We start from the raw sequence: 19449 nt of genomic DNA on the forward strand, positions 1-19449 counted from the left end.
AAAGGGATCGGCAAAGACCAACGCCGCCAATCCCTTGGCTAACGAGGTCTCCCGGGCTTTTGTCCCGCCGTGCACCTGAACAGGATGTCTCCCCCGTTCAGTGGCTGCTCTCGGACCAGTCATGCACATTCTGTGCATCGGAACCCTAGCGGCCAAACTCTATCCCTACGTGTAGCACAAGGCCTGAAAAAGACAAGCGGAATTATGCTGCGCTGCGGTCGATTTTGCATGAAAAAGTGCCAAATATTGAGGCAATTTGTGCAAAATTGCCCATCATGAAGGCAATGCCCGTTAGGGCTGTTGGTGCAATTATTTGGTGTGTGTGCTGAAGGAAATTTCCGACGCGACCTGTAAAGACACCCACGCGCTCATGCATTATATCTTGACGATGGTCAGGATGACCGGGCCATGGAGCCAAAAGGGGGTGCCATGCACATGATTCAGGTAATGGCCGGCGGCGGGCTGCTGCTGGCCGTATTCGCATTGTTCGGAAAGCTCTGGGGTGGCGACGTCACTGCCGTCGCGACGGGCGCAAAGTTCTTCATTCCGGTCTGGCTGGCCGTCACTCTGGTCAATATGTGGGTCGGCGTTACAAAGGCCGGCTATACCGTCGCGCAGGAACTACCGATCCTCCTTATCGTCTTCGCCGTGCCTGCCGCTTTTGCCGGTCTCGTCATCTGGCAAATGCTGCGGGTGGTCGAATGACGGTTGAACCCACCGTGGCAGATCATGCTGCCGCTGCCGGTCATCACGGCATCGACATTGTACCGATCGTCGTTCTTCTGGCCGCGGCGGTTATTGCCGTGCCGCTGTTCAAGCGATTAGGCCTCGGCTCGGTGCTGGGGTATCTGGCCGCTGGTCTGGTCATCGGGCCATTCGGCTTCGGTGTCTTTTCCGATGCGCAGTCCATTCTCCCGGTTGCCGAACTGGGTGTCGTCATGTTCCTCTTCATCATCGGACTTGAGATGCAGCCGTCGCGGCTGTGGTCCATGCGCGGGGAAATCTTCGGGCTCGGCCTGTTGCAGGTCGGTGTCTGCATCGGATTACTGACCTGCGTCGGACTTGCACTCGGCTATCCGGTCGCACAGAGTTTCGTCGCCGGCACCGGTTTCGTTTTGACCTCCACGGCTATTGTCATGCAGATGCTGGAAGAGCGTGGCACCATGGGTGAGCCGAAGGGCCGCCGGGTCGTGGCAATCCTGCTGCTTGAAGACCTTGCTATCGTGCCGCTTCTGGCGCTTGTCGCCTTTCTGGCGCCGGGCGGGGCGGAAACGACGATTTCCGAACGCCTTGTCGATGTGGGTATCGGCCTTGCCTCGATCGTCGCACTTGTCGTGGCGGGTCGTTATCTGCTCGATCCGATGTTCCGTCTGCTTGGCAAGGCCCGGGCCCGCGAGGTGATGACGGCGGCGGCGCTCTTTGTGGTTCTGGGGGCGGCTCTTGCCATGCAACTCGGGGGGCTCTCCATGGCCATGGGCGCGTTTCTGGCCGGCGTACTGCTGTCGGAATCATCGTTCCGCCATCAGCTTGAGGCCGACATCGAACCGTTTCGCGGCATCCTGCTTGGCCTTTTCTTCCTCGGCGTCGGCATGGCGCTCGATCTCAAGGTGATCGCCGCGAACTGGCCTCTGATCGTGGAAGCCGTCGTCGCCTATATGGTGCTCAAGACCCTTGGTATCTACGTGGTTGCCCGTCTGTTCAAGGCCGCGCATCGCGAGGCGCTGGAACGCGCGGTGCTGATGGCGCAGGGCGGGGAGTTTGCCTTCGTCCTTTATGCAGCGGCCACCGCCGCCGGCATTATCGATGGTGAGGCCAATGCAATCCTCACCGCAACCATCATCGTGTCGATGGCGCTGACGCCGCTGATGATCATTCTCCATGACCGGTTGATGCCGCGTACCGAAGCTTCGCTGGATGGGGTCGAGGCCGTGGATCGCCATCGGGCGAGTGTCCTGCTCATCGGCTTCGGTCGCGTCGGCCAGGTCATCAGCCAGCCGCTTCTCGGCCGGGCTTGCTCCATCACCATGATCGAAAATGATCCGGACGCCATCCGTGACGTGCGCGATTTTGGTTTCAAGGTGCATTACGGCGATGGTTCCCGGCTCGACATTCTGCGTGCTGCCGGGGCGGCAGAGGCGAAAGTCGTCATCGTTGCCGTGAACGATCGCGAGGCCACGCTGAAGATCGTCGAACTCATGAAGGCAGAATTTCCGCTGGTTCCGGTCATCGCCCGGTCCTACGATCGCGAGCACGCATTGAAGCTGGTGCATGCCGGTGTTGATTTCCAGGCTCGGGAAACTTTCGAGTCCGCCCTGTCCCTTGCCGAAAAAGCACTGGAGTTCATGGATGTCGAGGAGGAGGAGCGCGTCGAGGTGATCGAGGATATTCGCCGACGTGATGCCGAGCGCTTTGCCAACGAACTCGTCGGTGGTCTCGATGCAGGACGCGTCTTCCTCTATGGCAACGCACCACAGCGGGGCCTGCCGAAATCATCTTGAATCAGCGTTCGTCGCGATCTGAAGAAGCGCCTCGAGGGGCATGGGCCGCCCTAGCAGGTAACCTTGCCCCTCGTCGCATCCGAAGGAGAGCAACATGCGCTTTTGCGCCTCGGTTTCGACGCCCTCAGCGATCACCTTCAGGCTGAAATCCCGACCGAGGCCGACAACGGCGCGCACGATGGCCGCGCTGCCTGGCTCGGTTTCCAGCGTCTGCACGAAGCTGCGGTCTATCTTGATAGTGTCGAAAGGGAACTTGCAGAGATAGGCGAGGGAGGAATAACCCGTGCCGAAATCATCGAGTGCGATGGTGACCCCAAGCGCCTTCAATGCTTCCAGCGCGCCAGCCGTTGCGCGGTTGTTTTCCAGAAGCAGGGATTCGGTGATCTCCACCTCCAGCCGCGCAGGGGCAATGCCGGATAGCGCAAGCTTGGCGGCCACCGTCTCGGCGACATCGCTGCGGCGGAACTGAACCGGCGAAAGATTGACGGCCACACGGAAGTCGGCGGGCAGGCGAGTAAGCGCCTCGCAAGCCGTAGCCAGAACCCATTCACCGATCGGAACAATCAGGCCGGAAAGCTCTGCGACCGGAATAAAGTCGGCGGGACTGATGGGCCGCTTGGCGGGATGTGTCCAACGAAGCAATGCCTCGGCGCCGGTCAGCCGGCCTGTCACGAGGCAGAATTTTGGCTGATAGTTCAGTGTGAACTCGCCGCGCGACAGCGCGCCGCGAAGGTCGCTTTCCATGGAGCGCACGACCGAGATGCGGCGATCGTGCTCAGGCGTGAAAAAGCGCCAGCCATTGCCGCCATCGGACTTCGCCCGGTAGATTGCCAGATCGGCGGCATTAAGCAAGGCATCCGTATTGGCTTCGCCGAGGTCGGACGTCGCGATGCCAACCGATGCGGTGGTCGTGACAAGGTGGCCATCCACCGAGAACGTTTCACCGAATGCCGACTGCAGTCGGGCGGCAAGGCATGCGAGTTGGGTGCGGTCGGTCTGGCCGCTTCGTAAAATGGTGAACTCGTCACCGCCAATCCGTGCCAGCAGATCGGTTGGCCCCAGTTCTCTCGCCAGTCTGCGGGCGACGACTTTGAGGAGCGCATCACCCACCCGGTGGCCGAAGGTGTCGTTGATTGCCATGAACCGGTCGAGATTGATGCTGATGACGGCGATATCGCCGTGGGCGGCAAGCGCGTCATTCATTACCTGCCGCAGATGATTGCGGTTGAAAACGCCGGTCAGTTCATCGTGTCTGGCCAGCCAGGCAAGCTTTTCGGCTACGGCCATCTCCTCCGTCACGTCCCGCACGATCAGGCCGAAGCCAAGCGGACCTTCCGGCGTGCTCCCGGCCCCACTGCCCCAGCTTGCAATGGAGACTTCGGTGGAAATGGCACGCCCGTCCTTGGCGCGGGTGGTGAGCGTCAATGGTAGGCCGCTATGGCCTTCGACAGCATCCTCGAGTGCCTGTATCAGAAGGGTCGCATCTGCATGATCGGTGGTGATGGCCGTGACCGGCTTTTCGATCATCTCATCGCCTGAGAAGCCGAAAATTTTCTCGGCGGCGGGGTTCCAATACCGGGTGTTGTACGTCGAATCCGCTATGATGATACCTTCGCTGGCGGCATTCATCAGCGAGGAGGTCATGAGTTCGAGTTGTTCCAGCCGTCGCTTTTCTAGCCGATCCATGACGAGCGTCGCAAGGTTCTTCAGACGCTCTCTTTCCTTCGGCGAAAACTGCGCTCTGGTCTGGCGGTCGAGGATGCACAGCGTGCCGATAACATAGCCCTTCGGCGTCGCCAGAGGCGCTCCGGCGTAGAAACGAAGCCCGCCTTCCGATGTCGCCACCAGAGGATTTTCGCAGAACCGCTGGTCGGCGGCCAGGTCTGGAACCACCAGCAGATCGCGCCCCTGAATGGCGTGGCTACAGAACGCCAGTTCTCTGGGAAGATCCTGAACCTCAAGTCCGATTTTGGATTTTACCCACACCGTATCGCGGGCCACGAGATTGATCATCGCGATCGGGACTTCAAAGATGTCGGCTGTCAGTCGGCATATGTGATCGTAATCGCTTTCGGGTGGCGTTCCGAAAATGCCGTATTGGTCGAGTTCCCTCAGTCGCTCCAGTTCGTGCAAGGGTGCCATCCTCAAACCCCTCCCTGTCCTGCGACGGCCTGGCTGTCCGGCCTCGCATTGCCGGTGGCTATGATCAGGTTTCGGCCGCCTGCCTTTGCCTGATAGAGCATTCCGTCTGCGTCCTTGTAGAGATCGCTGCTGGTCATGGGCGCTTGCCATTCCACTACGCCAGCGGAAAATGTGAAACCGAGCCGTTGAGGCAGAAGCTGACTGGCCCGGTGCAGATGGTGTTTGAAACGTTGGAGCGCGGTCACGGCAGCGGTCCCGCCCGTGTTCGGCATGATCAGCAGGAACTCCTCGCCCCCAATTCTGCCGACCCGGTCGCTGTTGCGAAAAATATGCGTGCAGTAACGCCCGAAATGGCGCAACACGTCATCGCCTGCGTGATGGCCATAGCTGTCGTTGATCCTCTTGAAATAGTCGATGTCGATGAGAGCAATCGACAGAGGTACGCCTTCGCTGGCCAACTGCACGCAGTCGTCAAGGTAGCGCATGATGGCGCGGCGGTTCGCCAGCCCTGTCAGGGGATCCGTTTCCGCAGCGTGCAGCGCCGCGTCGCGCGCATGCTCCAGCCCGATTTCCCGTTGCTTGAGCGATGTGAAATCCTGAAGGACGAGCATAATCCAGCCGTCATTATAGGTCGTTTCCACGGCCCACATCCAGCGACCGTCGGCTAGATCCACCTCGAACTTGCGGTTGGGCATCGAGCGGCGCTTTTCATTCGCCGTGGCCAGCCACGTATCGATATCATCGGTCAGGATAAGCGCTCCGCGCATTGTGGAATGGCAGTGGCGGATCACGCTTTCAAACGTCTGCGGTCCATCCTGAACATCGAAAGCATCGCGAAAGGCGGGGCCATAAAACACGAGCCTGTCCTCAGGATCGAAGATCGCGATAGCCATGCCATTGGCAGCAAGTCCATCCAGTAATGCCGGAAGTGCGGCAGGCCCGAAGCGGTCGGCCAGTCTTTGCGCGTTCGTGGGCAGTCGGGTGGGCGCGTCCTTGCTCATGCACCCTCGCCGTACCGACGGGGCGCGCTTGTGAGTGCGTCGGCACGCAAAGCGATAAAATCGGTTCCAGGAGAAATAATGATAGAGCAATTCATGGCAGAGGAAGAGCCTTGCATGTAGTAAGTATTAGCAATCATCAATATTAAGGCGCAAAATCATGTGCGTCTGCCATCGAATCGGCGTTGTCCAGCAGCATGTCGAAGTCTAGGCGATCGATCGCACGATAAGCTAGAAGCCGCATTCTCAATAAAACGTATAAATCTGGGAGAAAAACTGCTAATATATTGAGTGTCATCGCGGTGGAACACGCCTGCAATGATGTCGCAATCACATACCCTTCCCCGCCGGCATATTCTGGTTTAGAACGACTTTAAACTGCACGCCGTCATGCCCCGGGGGAAAAGAAATGAGCGGGCGAAGCGTTCACACACTTTTCTTCTTTCTCGCAATTGCAGGCCTCATCGCCGGGCTTGTCGCACCCGTGTTCGGCTGGCATGAGGCGGCACCGTGGGTGTGGAGCCTCGCCGCCATTCCTGTCATCGTCGTTCTCGCGGTTTCCATGATTCGCGATATTCTCATCGGTCGTCTTGGGGTCGATGCCATTGCGCTGGTTTCCATGACGGCGGCAGTGGCGATGGGGGAGCCTCTGGCCGGAACAGTCGTCGCCATCATGTATACGGGCGGCAATATTCTGGAGGATTTCGCTCGCGGTCGGGCCGAGCACGATCTGAAGGCGCTGCGGGACCGCAGTCCGCGCATTGCCCATCGTCGGGACGACGGGCGGCTGACGGATATCCCGGTCGAAGTCGTATGTCCCGGCGACGAACTTTTTGTGCTTGGTGGCGAGCTTCTGCCGGTCGATGGACGGCTTCTGGACGAGCGAGCGTCCATTGACGAGTCCGCCGTCACCGGGGAGCCCCTGCCGGTCACCCGCTTGCGTGACGAAAAACTGCGGAGCGGCACGGTGAACGCCGGTGAGGCCTTCCGGTTTCAGGCATCCGCCAGCGCCGGGGAAAGCACTTACGCCGGTATCGTGCGGATGGTGGAAGCGGCTCAGACCGCCAAGGCGCCCTTCATGCGTCTTGCCGATCGTTTCGCGCTCATTTTGCTGCCGATCACGCTCATGGTTGCCGGCCTTGCATGGTGGCTATCGGGCGACAGTACGCGCGCGCTCGCCGTGCTTGTGGTTGCAACGCCCTGTCCGCTCATTCTCGCGGCACCCGTTGCCTTCATTGGCGGCGTATCGCGCGCCGCGCGCTCCGGTATTCTCATGAAGGGAAGCGCCGCACTCGAAGCCCTGTCCGGCGTCGAGACCGCGATCTTTGACAAGACCGGCACGCTGACGGAAGGTGGCGCGCGCATGTCCCTCATCGCCACAGCGCCAGGGGTGGAGGAAGACGAGATGCTGCGTCTGCTCGCCTCGCTGGAACAGGCCTCGCATCACGTTCTCGCGGCGACGATCACCGATACCGCCCGATCGCGGGGGCTCTCCCTGGCGCACCCACAGGCAGTGCACGAATTTCGCGGCTCCGGCCTCGAGGGCACGGTCGATGGGCGTTTCGTGCGGGCCGGCTCCCGTTCGCTGGTGCTCGGAAGCGATCCTCTCCCGGATTGGGCGACGGATGCCGCTGATATGGCGGCGAATAGTTCGGCGCTTTCCGTCTATCTCGCTGTCGATGGCGAACTGGTCGGTGTCGTTCTGCTGGCGGACGCCGTGCGGGAGGAAACGCCCCGTGCGCTCGCCGCGCTACGTGACCTCGGCATCTCGCGGATAGTGATGGTGACAGGCGACGATTCCGTAACCGCCGCACAGGTCGCGGCGGCGCTGGGCCTCGATGGTGTCCTGTCTGATTGCGATCCCGGTCAGAAGGTCGCTGCGGTCGCGGAGGAAGAAGCACATCGTCCAGCGATGATGATCGGCGACGGCATCAACGATGCGCCGGCGCTTGCCGCCGCCCGGGTTGGCATTGCCATGGGCGCACGCGGGGCTACCGCCTCCTCCGAAGCTGCCGATATCGTCATTCTCGTGGACAATGTCGAGCGTGTCGCCGAAGCCTACGCCATCGCGTGCCACACCCGCGCCGTCGCCATGCAAAGTATCGTTGTGGGCTTGGTGCTTTCTGGTCTTGCCATGGTGGTCGCGGCCTTTGGCCACATTCCACCCGTGGCCGGCGCTTTGCTGCAAGAAGGCATCGATGTCGCCGTCATCGTCAATGCGCTGCGCGCATTGGGCGGCCCAAGGCTCAATTCCTGAGGGTCCCTTCACGCAATGCGCTGGGCGGCGTGCCATGGATACGGTTCCAGGCGCGGCGAAACTGGCGGGCTGAGGCAAACCCGGCGCGCGCCGCCACGCTTTCCATGTCCATGCGGGAAGACGTGATCATTTCCCGCGCAAGCGCAATGCGCATCCGGTTCAGATAGTCCGTGACACTCATGCCGGTATGCTCATTGAACAGGCGCGAGAGATTGCGCGGGCTGGTGCAGGCCACATCTGCCAACGTCTCCACCGACCAATCGCGGGTCGGGTCGGCAGTCACCGCGTCCTGCGCCCGGTGAATGGCGGGATGAATGTGGTTGCGACCTTCCAGCCACGGGGAAAGCTGTGGGTCCGCCCCGCCGCGCCGAAGATAGACAACGAGATAGCGCGCGACGGCCAGCGCCGTCCTGTGGCCTGCATCCCGCGCAATGATCGCCAGCATGAGATCGATACCGGCGGTAATCCCCGCGCTGGTCAGGCGCTCGCCATCCTCCACGAAGAGCCGGTTTTCACGCACCCGGGCGGTGGGCGCAAGGCGCGTCAGTTCTGCGATCGTGCCGTGATGCGTCGTGCATTCATGCCCCTCCAGCAGTCCGGCTCGCGCTGCCAGCAATGCACCGGAGCAGATCGTCGCAAGCCGTATTCCGGGTCGGATCGAGCGTCGCAGCCAGGCGACGATCTCAGCCTCCTGTTTTGCGTGCGCAACTCGGTCCACCACCTTGTCGCCCAGTGGATCATCCGCCGCCCCGGAAACAATAACCAGCGCATCGTCCGGCAGGGTTTCGGGCAGGGGAGCAATACCTGTCACGTCGAGCCCGATGGAACTGATCGTCGTGTCTGCAGGGCCGACAAAGGCGACGGTAAAGCGTACCGCCGCCTGCTCCATGTTCGCCTTGCGCAGCGCCTCCATCGGTCCGGCCACATCGAGAAGCAGAGCGCGCGGCGGCACCACCATGAAGACCGGGATAATACGGGTTGTGCCGGCTGGCTCCATCAGGCGGACGCTCTCTGTTCGCCGGTTCCGGCCAATGCCTCCTCAACCGTAACAACACGTGCAAAGCGTCCGTCCAGAACGAGCTCTGTCCGCTCGCGAATTTCGGCAGGTGTCCACAAGCGCCCCGCGGCATCCACCATCGCAAAAGTGTGCGTCGCTTCGCCGACGTAATCAACGGCATAACCGAGGTCCGATGCATGGCGGGTTGTCGTTTCGCAGCACTGCTCCGTGCGAATGCCCGAGATGATGAGGCGGCGAATGCCGTTCTCAATCAGCCAGACATCGAGTCCCGTGCCGACAAGAGCGCTGTGGCGGCCCTTGCTGAACACCGCATCGGCTTCAAGCCGGAGCCCTTCGAGGGGCACAACATAGCCGGAGGCCTCTGAAAAGGGCCCGGTTTTCTCGACGTGGAAGATCTGCACAATCGGGATGCCGGCTTTCTTTGCACCGTCGATCAGCGCTTGCTGTCGTTCGAGATAGGCGGGCAGGGCCTCGGCGGAAAAATAAGGCCGATGGCGAAAGGATTCCTGAACGTCAATGACGATGAGGGCGGTATCAGTGGACATTTTTGTCGCTCCATGTGGTGAACACGAAGACACTCTAAAGGCTTGATAGCAAGGGAAAATGCCGGATGCGGACAGATGACGGACAAATCGCGCCAAACTGAGTGGGACATTCCCTGTTTGTTGGCCACTCGCCCTGACGTTGCGATTGTTGGGGTGCGGATATGAAGGCCCTTTAACCATTTTTCTTCAGGAAAGCACCATTTTGGAGCCGAACCGCTGATATATGCAAGAAATAACCCGTCGAATCTATGGCTACCATGTGGGTTGCCTTAGAGGAACGGAAAGAGAAGTGAAGTATAATGGATGGGAGGCGAGAACAACCGTTCTCGTGGAGGTTGAATTTTGTTTGAAGCGCATATCTTTCGGTCTTCGGGGCGATACAATATTGGCATGGTCCTCCTTGTCTTTCTGGGCCTGCTCGCCATTGTGGCTTATGATGAATATGTGAGTTGGACCGGCAAGATCGCTCAGGTCGAGCAGAATCTGACCCAGTCCTCAAGCGCCATCATACAGCACGTCGACGATACCGTGCAGATGACGGAATCGCTGCTGGATGCCCTCCTTGGTACGATAACGGCCAGGGACATTGACGGGCACAGCAACCTGCGCCTTCTTGCGGAAATGAAGCGGCTCGCCCGCCTTTCAGGTCGTATCGACTTTTTCTCCTTTGTCGATCAAAACGGACGGGTCGCTGTTTCCTCCCGTGAGGCTTATGATCCCGCTGTCGATCTGTCAGACCGCGAATACTTCCGTTTCCACCGGGATAATCCCGGCCCGAAGGCACTGATTGGCAAGCCTGTCTGGTCGCGGCTGGGCGGAGGGTGGATTTTGACCATCAGCCGCCGCTACGACCATCCGGAGGGCTCGTTTGGCGGCGTCCTCATAGCGGCCTTGCCGCTTACCTATCTTACCGATTTCTTTGGAAAATTCGACATTGGCGCCAAGGGTACATTCCTGCTGACGCGTGGCGATGGCATCGTGCTGGCGCGTGCGCCGGAGCGGGAAGACATGTATGCGATGGATATTTCCAGCCATGAACTCTTCACGCGTCGTCTCGTTGGCGCATCTTCCGGCGTCTATGAGTACCAGTCGCCGGTGGACGGCGAGAAGCGTTTTGGCGCCTTTGCCCGCAGCCCACGTACCGGCATCGTTATTCTCACAGCCGCGTCGCGGCCTGAGACGCTTGCCGCTTGGTCTGCCTTGGCCCGTATCCGCTGGACGTCGTTTGGCCTGATCCTGGCGCTTGCAGGCGTCGCGGCCTGGCGCTGGGCGCATCAGACCCGCCTGCGCCGGGCCGGGGAAATGGCATTGGCCGCGCGTGAGGCCGAGTTCAGGCTTCTTGCGGAATCGTCCTCTCAGATGATCCAGCGACTGGATGCGAATGGCGTGCAGGTTTATGTGTCGCCGGCCGCAACGGACGTGCTTGGAATCGCGCCCGAGGCGCTGCTTGGTCACAGCATCGTCGAGGGACTGGATCGAGAGAGCGCGCTTAACGTGGGTGCCGTGTTGCACAAACTGCGGTTCGGTACGCGGGGTGAAACGGTTGTTCTCAAACGCGACTTGCCCGATGGCCGGGAGGTTTGGCTGGAGGTTGCCTTCAGCCGCATGCCGACCACCGCCGATGGCCTTGGTGGGTTCGTCGCCATCACGCGCGACATCACCCGCCAGAAGCGGGAACAGGAACAACTCGACGCTCTGGCCAATACCGATGCCCTGACTGGACTGGCCAACCGCCGCGCCTTCGATAACCGCTTGCGTCTTCTGACGGAGGGAACGGGCGATCGCGCCGCACCGCTGTCACTGCTGATGATCGATGCTGACAAGTTCAAGCTCTACAATGACACCTATGGCCACGCCGAAGGTGATGTCTGCCTAAGGGCCATCGCCGGAGCGGTGATGCAGAGCGTTTCACGTCGGGAGGACTGTGCGGCCCGTTTTGGGGGCGAGGAGGTTGCGGTCCTTCTGCCGGGAACCGGGTTCGAGGGAGCCATGGTGGTGGCGCAATCGATCTGCACGCGTGTCGCCAGTCTTGGTCTGCAGCATAGTGCAAACCAGCCGTGGAGCGTGGTCACCGTATCGATCGGGGTGGCAACGCTGCCCGCAGGTTCCAGAGAACCGCTTGACGCTGAAGCCCTTTTTCATCGCGCCGACAAGGCCTTGTATCGGGCCAAGGAGGACGGTCGCAATAGGGTTGCCGCTGACGAGACAGATGGTTTCAACCCGTCGCGGATCAAGGCGACGGGTTGAAGCCGACCCACCTCAGCGATCCTGCGCCAGCATTTGGCGGGGCAGTTCGCCTGCGGCGAGGGTGGCGAGCGCCGCTGTATCCTTGATCGTGATGATATCCGCATGGCGGAAATCGATGACCTGACCCCGCTTGAATGCGTTCAATGTCCGGCTCACCGTCTCAAGCGTCAGGCCCAGCCAGTCGGCTAGATCCGCGCGCGTCAGGTAAAGGCGAAAGGTGATGGCACGTTCGTTGCGCGGTCGCTTGGCACCGGCAAACTGTGCGGCAAGGTCGATAAGTGCCGACGCAACTTTCTCCGCCGCGGTCTTGCGGCCCAAAAGCATCGCATGCGCCTGGGCGCGTTTGAGCATAAGCCGCAGCGCCAGCAACACGTCCGCATCGGTAGCCGGACCCGCCGGCAAGGTTTCTATGATGGTTGGTGTCATCGGTTCAGCGGAGCAGACCAGTGCATTCATCAAATCCGACCCAAGCAGACGCCCGGGCCCGAGAATGTCGAGAATCTGACGGCGGCCATCCGCCAGACTTTGATGAAGTGCGATGCAGCCCTGCCGTATGCGGAAGTTTCCGGCCCGGAACGCTCCTTGAAGCGCAAGAGAACGACGCGCTTCCAGCGTTGTCGCGGGGGGCGGGGCGGGAGCGACGTGTGGCAAGGCGAATTTAAACGGCGTGGCGGATGTCTGGGCACCCGAAAGCGTTTCGTGGAACATGAACACACCTGCAGCGGCCTTTGCGCAAAGCGGCGCTGGCCGGTCTGGAATGGAAAGGACGTCCCGTCGGGACAGGCTCAGGCCATCGAGGAAAGCGCAGGTGGTGCGCGGGGCTTGGCATTTGGTGGCAGAATATACCGCGCTGGCGGCACATCCTCAGGCGGTCGGAGACGGGCGAACTCACGTCGGACAACATCGCCGCCCATATCCGAAGGGCAGGGCAGCGCAATCGTCGTGGAGATTCTGCAGGCTTCGCAGTCCGGTCCAAAAACACCGTGGTGGTTGCCTTCACCATCCTTGCCGGTCAGGCAGAAATCCGGCAGCGTGCCATCAGGAAGTGTATAAAGCGCAAGCTCGGCGGATGTAAAAGCCACCTGCCGGATAACAGGTGGCTGGTGTGCAAAACCGACGGCGAAAAGTGCCAGCGCGCAAAGAACGCGCATATATGCCCTTATTCGTCTGGAAAGCGCCATGTCTCGTTCCCAAGTCTCACGTTACAGCGTGATACCGCGCCCGCACGAGCTTCGCAATGCGGCAAACCGACAGGCTGTCGTTGGGAAACGGGTGATCCAAGTGCATTTTATAAATCGCAATATCCATTGAAGAAATATCACTCTAATCGGAAAAAACTGTTATTGACGGGGTGCGACAAGACAGTTTCTTGTTTGCAGCGCGGCGCACGCGCACTATGGTGCCCTGCAAAATTTATTCCTTCGCCAACCGGGACGAGTAAAGACCATGTCTGTTATCAATACACCGATCAAGCCGTTCAAGGCCCAGGCTTTCAAGCAGGGCAAGTTCGTCGAAATCACCGAAGCCGACGTCCTCGGCAAGTGGGCCGTTTTCTTCTTCTACCCGGCCGACTTCACCTTCGTGTGCCCGACCGAACTCGGCGACGTCGCTGACCATTATGACGAACTCCAGAAGCTTGGCGTGGAAGTCTATTCCGTGTCCACCGACACGCATTTCACCCACAAGGCATGGCACGACACGTCTGAAACCATCGGCAAGATCCAGTATTACATGATCGGTGATCCGACGGGCACCGTCACGCGCAACTTCGAAAATATGCGCGAAGGTGAAGGCCTTGCCGATCGCGGCACCTTCATCGTTGATCCGGACGGCATCATTCAGGCGCTCGAAGTGACCGCTGAAGGCATCGGTCGCAACGCAGCCGACCTGCTGCGCAAGATCAAGGCTGCCCAGTACGTCCGTTCGCATCCGGGTGAAGTGTGCCCGGCCAAGTGGGAAGAGGGTGAAAAGACGCTCGCACCGTCGCTCTCGCTCGTCGGCAAGATCTGACATCCACACTTGCGGAGCCGCCCCAGCCTGCAAAGGGGCGGTTCCGTTCCATCCACCGACCTCGCATTTCCGGAGAGAGCCATGCTTGACGATTCATTGAAGGGCCAGCTTCGCGCCTATCTCGAAAAAGTCGTTCGCCCCATCGAAGTCCGTGCTTTCGTGAACGGCTCGGCGAAGTCCAGGGAAATGCTGGATCTCCTCAATGACATCGCCAGCCTGACGGACAAGATCACGGTGGAGACGGTTGAGGATACCTCCTCCCGCGCGCCGTCCTTTGCACTGACCAGCCCCGGTCAGACCATCAACCTTGCCTTTGCGGGCATTCCGCTTGGCCATGAATTCACCTCGCTGGTGCTGGCGCTGCTGCAGGTTGGCGGTCATCCGCCGCGTGTCGAGCAGGCGATCATCGACCAGATTCGCGACCTTGACGGCGATTTTACCTTCGAAACCTATTTCTCGCTGTCGTGCCAGAACTGCCCGGATGTGGTGCAGGCGCTGAACCTGATGGCGGTGCTGAACCCGCGCATCAAACATGTCGCCATTGATGGCGCGCTTTTCCCCGAGGAAGTCGCCGACCGCCAGATCATGTCCGTCCCGACCGTCTATCTAAACGGTCAGGTCTTCGGTCAGGGCCGCATGGAAGTCGAGCAGATCCTCGCCAAGATCGACACCGGGGCCACCGAGCGCGCGGCAGAAAAGCTCAAGGGGCTTGAACCGTTTGACGTGCTTGTCGTGGGTGGCGGCCCGGCCGGCGCCGCGGCCGCAGTTTATGCCGCCCGCAAGGGCATCCGGACCGGCGTCGTCGCCGAGCGTTTCGGCGGTCAGGTTCTGGATACCATGGCCATCGAGAACTTCATTTCCGTTCCGCATACCGAAGGCCCCGCCTTCGCTACGGCGCTTGAGCAGCACGTCAAGGAATATCCGGTTGAGATTATGAACCTGCAGAGAGCGGAGAAGCTTTCGCGCAATGGTTCATTCTTCGAAGTGGCGCTTGCGAGCGGTGCGGTACTGAAATCGAAGACCGTCATCCTCTCCACCGGCGCGCGCTGGCGACAGATGGGGGTTCCGGGCGAGAATGACTATCGCAACAAGGGAGTGGCCTATTGCCCCCATTGTGATGGCCCCCTGTTCAAGGGTAAGCGCACGGCGGTCATCGGCGGCGGCAATTCCGGAGTCGAAGCAGCCATTGACCTCGCAGGCATCGTCGCCCACGTCACGCTGATCGAATTCGATACGAAGCTGCGCGCTGACGAGGTTCTTCAACGCAAGTTGAAGAGCCTGCCGAACGTGACGGTACTGCTGAACGCCAGAACCACAGAGGTTCAGGGCGATGGCAAGCGGGTCACGGGCTTGGTCTATGAAGACCGCAAGTCCGGCGAGAAGCATACGCTGCCGCTGGAAGGCATCTTCGTGCAGATCGGCCTTATGCCCAACACGGAATGGCTGAAGGGCACGGTCGATCTCTCTCCGCGCGGCGAAATCGTCACGCGCGCCCACGGCGACACCTCGCTGGAAGGCGTGTTCGCGGCCGGCGACTGCACGACGGTTCCCTACAAGCAGATCGTGATTGCTGTCGGCGAAGGCGCCAAGGCCTCGCTCGGGGCTTTCGATTACCTTATTCGCGTGTCTGCGCCGGCGGAAAACGAAGAAAAAGCGGCGTAAACGGCCTTTTTGGTTCGACTTCAACACCGCGCAGTTCGAAAGGATCGCGTGCGTGTTGGAGTGTAGCACCGGCCCGCCGCTTTTCCCTTATCTCTCGATCAAGCCGTTCTCGATGGCGTAGCGCGTCAGCCCTGCTGTCGTGGCAATGCCAAGCTTGCGCTTGATGTTCTTGCGATGTGTCTCGACGGTGCGCTCAGAGATTTCGAGCGTCAGCGCGGTATCCCGATTACTCTTGCCGCCGGCAATCATCAGCAGAACCGATTGTTCCCGCGATGTCAGCGCCTGTGCCATGTCGCGGTTGCGCTCCATCAGCACATCGTAGACGCCCGAGGAAAAGTAGGTGCCACCGCTCGCGACAGCCTCAATGGCTGCGACGATCTCGTCGGTTGCCACATCCTTCAAGATGTAGCCTGACGCGCCGTGCATCACCGAGGTCGAGATATATTCGCGACTGTCATGCATCGAAAGCATAAGCATTCGCGTCGAAGGCAGCTTTTCCTTGAAGAGTTCCAGCGCTTCTATGCCATTGATTTGCGGCATGTTGATATCCATCAACACCACGGCCGGGCGTTTTTCCACCGCGACACTCAACCCGGCCAGGGCATTCGCCGCAGTGCCGACGACATCGATATGGTCGTAGGTTTCGAGAATTGCTTTCAGCCCGTCCAGCACAAGGGGGTGGTTGTCGATGAGAAGAACCTTGATCGACGCTGTCATGCCGCCTCCGCTATGACCGCGCGACGGTTCTTCAGGGCTGTAATCGGCAGGATGGCGCGCAAGGTCGTTCCCCTTTCCGAGCTTTCGATCTGGAGGCATCCGCCAAAATGGGCCATTCGTTCCTGCATGTTGCGCAAGCCGAGGCCGCCGGACTGCTGTCCGGCCTTGGCTTCACCTTCGATGAAACCGTGACCGTTGTCGCGTACTTCCATGCGGATGCTATCGGCACGGATCGAAAAGGCAAGTACTGCCTGCGTGGCCCCCGCATGGCGCTCGATATTGGTCAGCGCCTCCTGTGCCACGCGGTAAAGCGCAATACGCGCCTCCGGCACGAGCATGTTCTTGAAAGCGACGGACTCCAGCGACACGGCAATGCCGGTGCGTTCGGCAAACCCGGCGGTCAGCGCCTCAAGTGCCGCCGTCAGACCTAGGTCATCCAGCGCGCGCGGGCGCAGGTCGTGGGAAATGCGACGCACTTCCTTGATCGCATCGTTCAGCGCAAGCGACCCCTTTTCGATGGCGCTTGCCGCCGCCTCGCTTTCAGGCGGCACCTTGCGCCGGGCGAGGTCGATTGCATAGCGCACACCGACGAGGTTCTGCGAGATGCCGTCATGCAACTCGCGCGCAATGCGGAAACGCTCTTCCTCCTGCGTATCGATGATCCGCTGGGTCAGTTCCTTCAACTTGCTGTCGGCCATGCGTTGCTGTCGCAGGTTCAGCACCATGCAGGTGGAGAAGACGACGAGAACCGCGGGGACGGCCATCAGCGCAACGATCAGAAACGTGTTGCCGATCGAACGGCGAAGCTCGCCCTTGGCGGCGGTCGTTGTGGCGTAAACATCGTCCAGATAAACGCCGGTGCCGATCATCCAGCGCCATTTGTCGAGGCCGGCGGCAAAGGAGAGCTTGTCGACGGTCTCCCGTGTTGAGGGCTTTTCCCATTTGTATTGATAGAGGCCGCCGCCTTCCTTGGCGCGGGCAATCAACTCGGCAATGACGCGATTGCCGTCCGGGTCCTTTAAATCGAGCCAGTTATGGCCGGGACGAAAGGTCTGCCGTGGATGAACGACGCTGAAACCGTCATAGTCATAGACAAAGAAGTAGCCGTCATCGCCGTAATCCAGGCTGGAGAGGATGCGCTTGACTTCTTCCTTGGCTGCCTCGTCGTCCGGGCCGGCCTTTTCGTATATGCTCTTGATGGCAGAGAGCGCGAGATTGGTGAGGTTCAGAAGCTCGGTCTTCTTTGCGTCCAGCATATTCTGCTCGAACGCATCGATGCTGGTGCGTGCCAGCGTCGTGGATTGCCAAGTAATCAGCGCCGTGATCGCAAGGATTGCGACCACCAGCGGCACTATGGCCAGCGCCAGGATCTGCTGCCTCAGATTCATGTTGCCCCCAAGGTCTTGCCCCGAAAGGCAACACCTATCTCCGTCCTCGGTAGGGGATCATAGATGCCGCAAGCGCTTGCGTCTATCGGCAGATAGTCAGAAGCCGGTCAGGTGGGGCAGCCAGGTGGAAATGGCGGGAATAAAGGTGACTAGACCCAGGATGACCAGATACGCCAGCAGGAAGGGAGCCATCTCGCGAGTGATTTCGCTCACTCTGATCTTCACCACCGCAGATACGACGAAGAGCAAGGCCCCGACCGGTGGCGTGATGAGGCCGATGGTGAGGTTGAGAATGACGATCATCGCGAACTGAATGGGATCGACGCCAAGCTGGAGGGCGATCGGAGCAAGGATCGGCACAAGAATCATGACGCCCGGCAGCGGGTCCATGAACATGCCGAATACGAGGAGCAGCAGGTTAACCGCGAGCAGGAAGACGATGGGCGACAGGTTCCAGCCTACGATGACTTCGGCGAGGAACTGCGGCACGCCCTCGTTGATCAGCACCCAGGCAAAGGCGCGTGCCGAAGCGAGGATGAGCAGGATACCGGTCGTGATGATGGCGGAGCGGAAAATGATGTCCGGCAAATGCGTCAACTTCAGCGATCGATAGATGAACATGCCGCAGAAAAAGGCATAGAACACCGCAATCACCGAGGCCTCTGTCGGTGTGAAATAGCCAAAACGAATGCCGCCGACGACGATGACGATGAGCGCCAGCGCGGGAACAGCATACAGCGTGTTGGCTACCATTTCCTTCAGGCTGGGGCGCACTTCCATCGATCGATAGCCGCGCTTGCGCGATACATAGAAATTGACCGCGCACATGGCGATGGAAATGGCGATGCCCGGCAAAACGCCGGCAACAAACAACCCGCCGACCGAAACGTTCGAATCCTGAAGGGCGTAGATGATCATGGTGATGGAAGGCGGAATGATCGGATCGACCACAGCGGTGGCGGCGGCGAGCGCCGAAGCGTAGCGTTTGTCGTAGCCGCTCTTTTCCATCATGCGGATTGTCATGGCGCCGGGTCCCGCGGCGGCGGCCAGAGCTGAGCCGGAAATGCCGGCAAACAGTGTGGTCGAGAGAATGCTGGCATAGCCGAGGCCGCCACGAGCACGGCCGACGAACTGGATGGCGAGCCTCAGCAGATGGTGCGTTAACGCGCCGCCTGTCATCAGCTCCGCAGCGAGAATGAAGAAGGGCACCGCAAGCAGCGGGAAGCTGTCGACGCCGGAGAACATCTCCTTGATCACCAGAATCTGCGGGTAGTTACTGCCGAGAATGACAGCCAGCCAGGTGGAGATCGCTAGCGTAAAGGCAACGGGCACGCCGATGGCGAGCAGGACAAAGAAGGATGCGAAGAGAATGATGATCATGGCTGAATTTTCGACTGTCTGTGGCGCGCGGCGCTCGAAAGGGTGAGGTTTCGGGAGAGCTTGCTCAACCCGCCACGGGCGGCGCTTCGTCGTCGTGCTGCAAGCCGCCCATGCCGTGGGCGATGAAAGTGCGGATCACCAGCAGGAAATGGGCGATCATCAGCGAAAAGCCGATGGGAATGGCCAGGTAGATATAGCCGAAGGGAATGCGCGTCGATGGCGTGAGCTGGCGCATGGTCTTGCCCACGTAAGTCTTGCCCGCCCAGATCATCACCACGAAGAAGGCAAGCAGGATGATGGCGACCATGATACGCATAAGCTTTGCGACACGGGGGCTTGCGGCAAGCTGCAGGTTGTCGATAGCGACCAGCGCGCCGTGACGCAGCGTAATGCCCGCACCAAGAAAAGTCAGCCAGATCATCAGGTGGCGTGCGACCTCGTCCGACCATGTGATCGATTGATTGGTGAAGAAACGCAAAAGGACATTCGTGAACACGATCACGGCCATCGTGATCATAATGGCGATCAGGATCCAGCGGTTGATAGCAACAAAAATGTTCTCAGCGGTCTTCATTGTCTTTCCCCGA

Annotated in this window: 16 protein-coding genes and 1 riboswitch; of the genes, 6 read left to right on the forward strand and 10 right to left on the reverse strand. The window is 60.1% G+C overall.

Annotated features, from left to right (window positions below; all coding sequences use genetic code 11):
* Positions 1–46: 46 nt before the first annotated feature.
* Positions 47–160, reverse strand: a riboswitch (guanidine-I (ykkC/yxkD leader).
* Positions 161–429: 269 nt separating this feature from the next.
* The gene (locus GGQ66_RS19650; protein ID WP_183794836.1) at positions 430–705 is read left to right on the forward strand and encodes a hypothetical protein; all 276 of its coding nucleotides are present in this window, start codon (positions 430–432) and stop codon (positions 703–705) included.
* Positions 702–2498 carry a monovalent cation:proton antiporter-2 (CPA2) family protein gene (locus GGQ66_RS19655; RefSeq protein WP_183794837.1) on the forward strand — a complete coding sequence of 599 codons (1797 nt, stop codon included), beginning with the start codon at positions 702–704 and terminating at the stop codon, positions 2496–2498. Before GGQ66_RS19650 ends, GGQ66_RS19655 begins: the two co-directional genes overlap by 4 nt.
* On the opposite strand, the gene GGQ66_RS19660 is transcribed toward GGQ66_RS19655, so the two are convergent.
* Together GGQ66_RS19660 and GGQ66_RS19665 are read right to left on the reverse strand one after the other, a co-directional pair.
* Positions 2490–4640: a putative bifunctional diguanylate cyclase/phosphodiesterase gene (locus GGQ66_RS19660; RefSeq protein ID WP_183794838.1), complete on the reverse strand. Its 2151-nt coding sequence runs from the start codon at positions 4638–4640 to the stop codon at positions 2490–2492. The two genes, GGQ66_RS19655 and GGQ66_RS19660, sit on opposite strands and share 9 nt — an antisense overlap.
* Before the next feature lie 2 nt (positions 4641–4642).
* Complete coding sequence (locus GGQ66_RS19665) at positions 4643–5641, reverse strand: sensor domain-containing diguanylate cyclase (protein ID WP_183794839.1); 999 nt, start codon at positions 5639–5641, stop codon at positions 4643–4645.
* Positions 5642–6047: 406 nt separating this feature from the next.
* On the opposite strand from GGQ66_RS19665, the gene GGQ66_RS19670 reads away from it, so the two are divergent.
* Positions 6048–7895, forward strand: coding sequence for a heavy metal translocating P-type ATPase (locus GGQ66_RS19670; RefSeq protein WP_183794840.1), 1848 nt, complete (start codon positions 6048–6050; stop codon positions 7893–7895).
* Here GGQ66_RS19670 and GGQ66_RS19675 read toward each other — a convergent pair.
* On the reverse strand, positions 7885–8892 hold the full coding sequence (locus GGQ66_RS19675) for a GlxA family transcriptional regulator (protein WP_183794841.1): 1008 nt from the start codon (positions 8890–8892) through the stop codon (positions 7885–7887). The two genes, GGQ66_RS19670 and GGQ66_RS19675, sit on opposite strands and share 11 nt — an antisense overlap.
* Positions 8892–9458: an isochorismatase family protein gene (locus GGQ66_RS19680; RefSeq protein WP_183794842.1), complete on the reverse strand. Its 567-nt coding sequence runs from the start codon at positions 9456–9458 to the stop codon at positions 8892–8894. The genes GGQ66_RS19675 and GGQ66_RS19680 overlap by 1 nt, the downstream gene beginning before the upstream one ends.
* A gap of 390 nt (positions 9459–9848) precedes the next feature.
* On the opposite strand from GGQ66_RS19680, the gene GGQ66_RS19685 reads away from it, so the two are divergent.
* Positions 9849–11705: a sensor domain-containing diguanylate cyclase gene (locus tag GGQ66_RS19685; protein ID WP_183794843.1), complete on the forward strand. Its 1857-nt coding sequence runs from the start codon at positions 9849–9851 to the stop codon at positions 11703–11705.
* A gap of 12 nt (positions 11706–11717) precedes the next feature.
* Here GGQ66_RS19685 and GGQ66_RS19690 read toward each other — a convergent pair whose 3' ends face one another.
* Together GGQ66_RS19690 and GGQ66_RS19695 are read right to left on the reverse strand one after the other, a co-directional pair.
* A complete protein-coding gene (locus GGQ66_RS19690) occupies positions 11718–12413 on the reverse strand; it encodes a helix-turn-helix domain-containing protein (protein ID WP_183794845.1) in 696 nt (231 codons plus the stop codon).
* Positions 12414–12490: 77 nt separating this feature from the next.
* Positions 12491–12886 (reverse strand): hypothetical protein, encoded by a 396-nt coding sequence (locus tag GGQ66_RS19695; protein ID WP_183794847.1) that lies wholly within the window; start codon positions 12884–12886, stop codon positions 12491–12493.
* Between the two features lie 265 nt (positions 12887–13151).
* Between GGQ66_RS19695 and ahpC the strand changes: the two genes are divergently transcribed.
* Positions 13152–13715 (forward strand): alkyl hydroperoxide reductase subunit C, encoded by a 564-nt coding sequence (ahpC, locus tag GGQ66_RS19700; protein ID WP_183794849.1) that lies wholly within the window; start codon positions 13152–13154, stop codon positions 13713–13715.
* Positions 13716–13796: 81 nt separating this feature from the next.
* Positions 13797–15377, forward strand: coding sequence for an alkyl hydroperoxide reductase subunit F (gene ahpF / locus GGQ66_RS19705; protein WP_183794851.1), 1581 nt, complete (start codon positions 13797–13799; stop codon positions 15375–15377).
* Between the two features lie 87 nt (positions 15378–15464).
* Here the strand turns inward: ahpF and mctR are convergent, their stop codons facing one another.
* The 4 genes from mctR to GGQ66_RS19725 form a co-directional block, all read right to left on the reverse strand.
* Positions 15465–16094 (reverse strand): two-component system response regulator MctR, encoded by a 630-nt coding sequence (mctR, locus tag GGQ66_RS19710; protein WP_183794853.1) that lies wholly within the window; start codon positions 16092–16094, stop codon positions 15465–15467.
* On the reverse strand, positions 16091–17482 hold the full coding sequence (gene mctS, locus GGQ66_RS19715) for a two-component system sensor histidine kinase MctS (protein ID WP_183794855.1): 1392 nt from the start codon (positions 17480–17482) through the stop codon (positions 16091–16093). Before mctS ends, mctR begins: the two co-directional genes overlap by 4 nt.
* Positions 17483–17578: 96 nt before the next feature.
* Positions 17579–18862 carry a TRAP transporter large permease gene (locus GGQ66_RS19720; RefSeq protein WP_183794857.1) on the reverse strand — a complete coding sequence of 428 codons (1284 nt, stop codon included), beginning with the start codon at positions 18860–18862 and terminating at the stop codon, positions 17579–17581.
* A 64-nt stretch (positions 18863–18926) separates the two neighbouring features.
* Entirely contained in the window at positions 18927–19436 is a 510-nt protein-coding gene (locus GGQ66_RS19725) for a TRAP transporter small permease (protein WP_183794859.1), read from the reverse strand.
* Between the last annotated feature and the right edge of the window lie 13 nt (positions 19437–19449).

Origin of the sequence: Allorhizobium borbori, from assembly GCF_014196535.1 — a bacterium.
GTDB classification, from domain to species: Bacteria; Pseudomonadota; Alphaproteobacteria; order Rhizobiales; family Rhizobiaceae; genus Ectorhizobium; species Ectorhizobium borbori.

Bases quoted from the DNA above. Each gene is read 5' to 3' on its own strand.
- GGQ66_RS19725 (WP_183794859.1), bottom strand. From the start codon at position 19,436: ATGAAGACCGCTGAGAACATTTTTGTTGCTATCAACCGCTGGATCCTG.
- GGQ66_RS19680 (WP_183794842.1), bottom strand. From the start codon at position 9,458: ATGTCCACTGATACCGCCCTCATCGTCATTGACGTTCAGGAATCCTTT.
- GGQ66_RS19655 (WP_183794837.1), top strand. From the start codon at position 702: ATGACGGTTGAACCCACCGTGGCAGATCATGCTGCCGCTGCCGGTCAT.
- GGQ66_RS19685 (WP_183794843.1), top strand. From the start codon at position 9,849: ATGGTCCTCCTTGTCTTTCTGGGCCTGCTCGCCATTGTGGCTTATGAT.
- GGQ66_RS19720 (WP_183794857.1), bottom strand. From the start codon at position 18,862: ATGATCATCATTCTCTTCGCATCCTTCTTTGTCCTGCTCGCCATCGGC.
- GGQ66_RS19660 (WP_183794838.1), bottom strand. From the start codon at position 4,640: ATGGCACCCTTGCACGAACTGGAGCGACTGAGGGAACTCGACCAATAC.
- GGQ66_RS19675 (WP_183794841.1), bottom strand. From the start codon at position 8,892: ATGGAGCCAGCCGGCACAACCCGTATTATCCCGGTCTTCATGGTGGTG.
- GGQ66_RS19690 (WP_183794845.1), bottom strand. From the start codon at position 12,413: ATGTTCCACGAAACGCTTTCGGGTGCCCAGACATCCGCCACGCCGTTT.
- ahpF (WP_183794851.1), top strand. From the start codon at position 13,797: ATGCTTGACGATTCATTGAAGGGCCAGCTTCGCGCCTATCTCGAAAAA.
- mctS (WP_183794855.1), bottom strand. From the start codon at position 17,482: ATGAATCTGAGGCAGCAGATCCTGGCGCTGGCCATAGTGCCGCTGGTG.
- mctR (WP_183794853.1), bottom strand. From the start codon at position 16,094: ATGACAGCGTCGATCAAGGTTCTTCTCATCGACAACCACCCCCTTGTG.
- GGQ66_RS19650 (WP_183794836.1), top strand. From the start codon at position 430: ATGCACATGATTCAGGTAATGGCCGGCGGCGGGCTGCTGCTGGCCGTA.
- GGQ66_RS19670 (WP_183794840.1), top strand. From the start codon at position 6,048: ATGAGCGGGCGAAGCGTTCACACACTTTTCTTCTTTCTCGCAATTGCA.
- GGQ66_RS19695 (WP_183794847.1), bottom strand. From the start codon at position 12,886: ATGGCGCTTTCCAGACGAATAAGGGCATATATGCGCGTTCTTTGCGCG.
- GGQ66_RS19665 (WP_183794839.1), bottom strand. From the start codon at position 5,641: ATGAGCAAGGACGCGCCCACCCGACTGCCCACGAACGCGCAAAGACTG.
- ahpC (WP_183794849.1), top strand. From the start codon at position 13,152: ATGTCTGTTATCAATACACCGATCAAGCCGTTCAAGGCCCAGGCTTTC.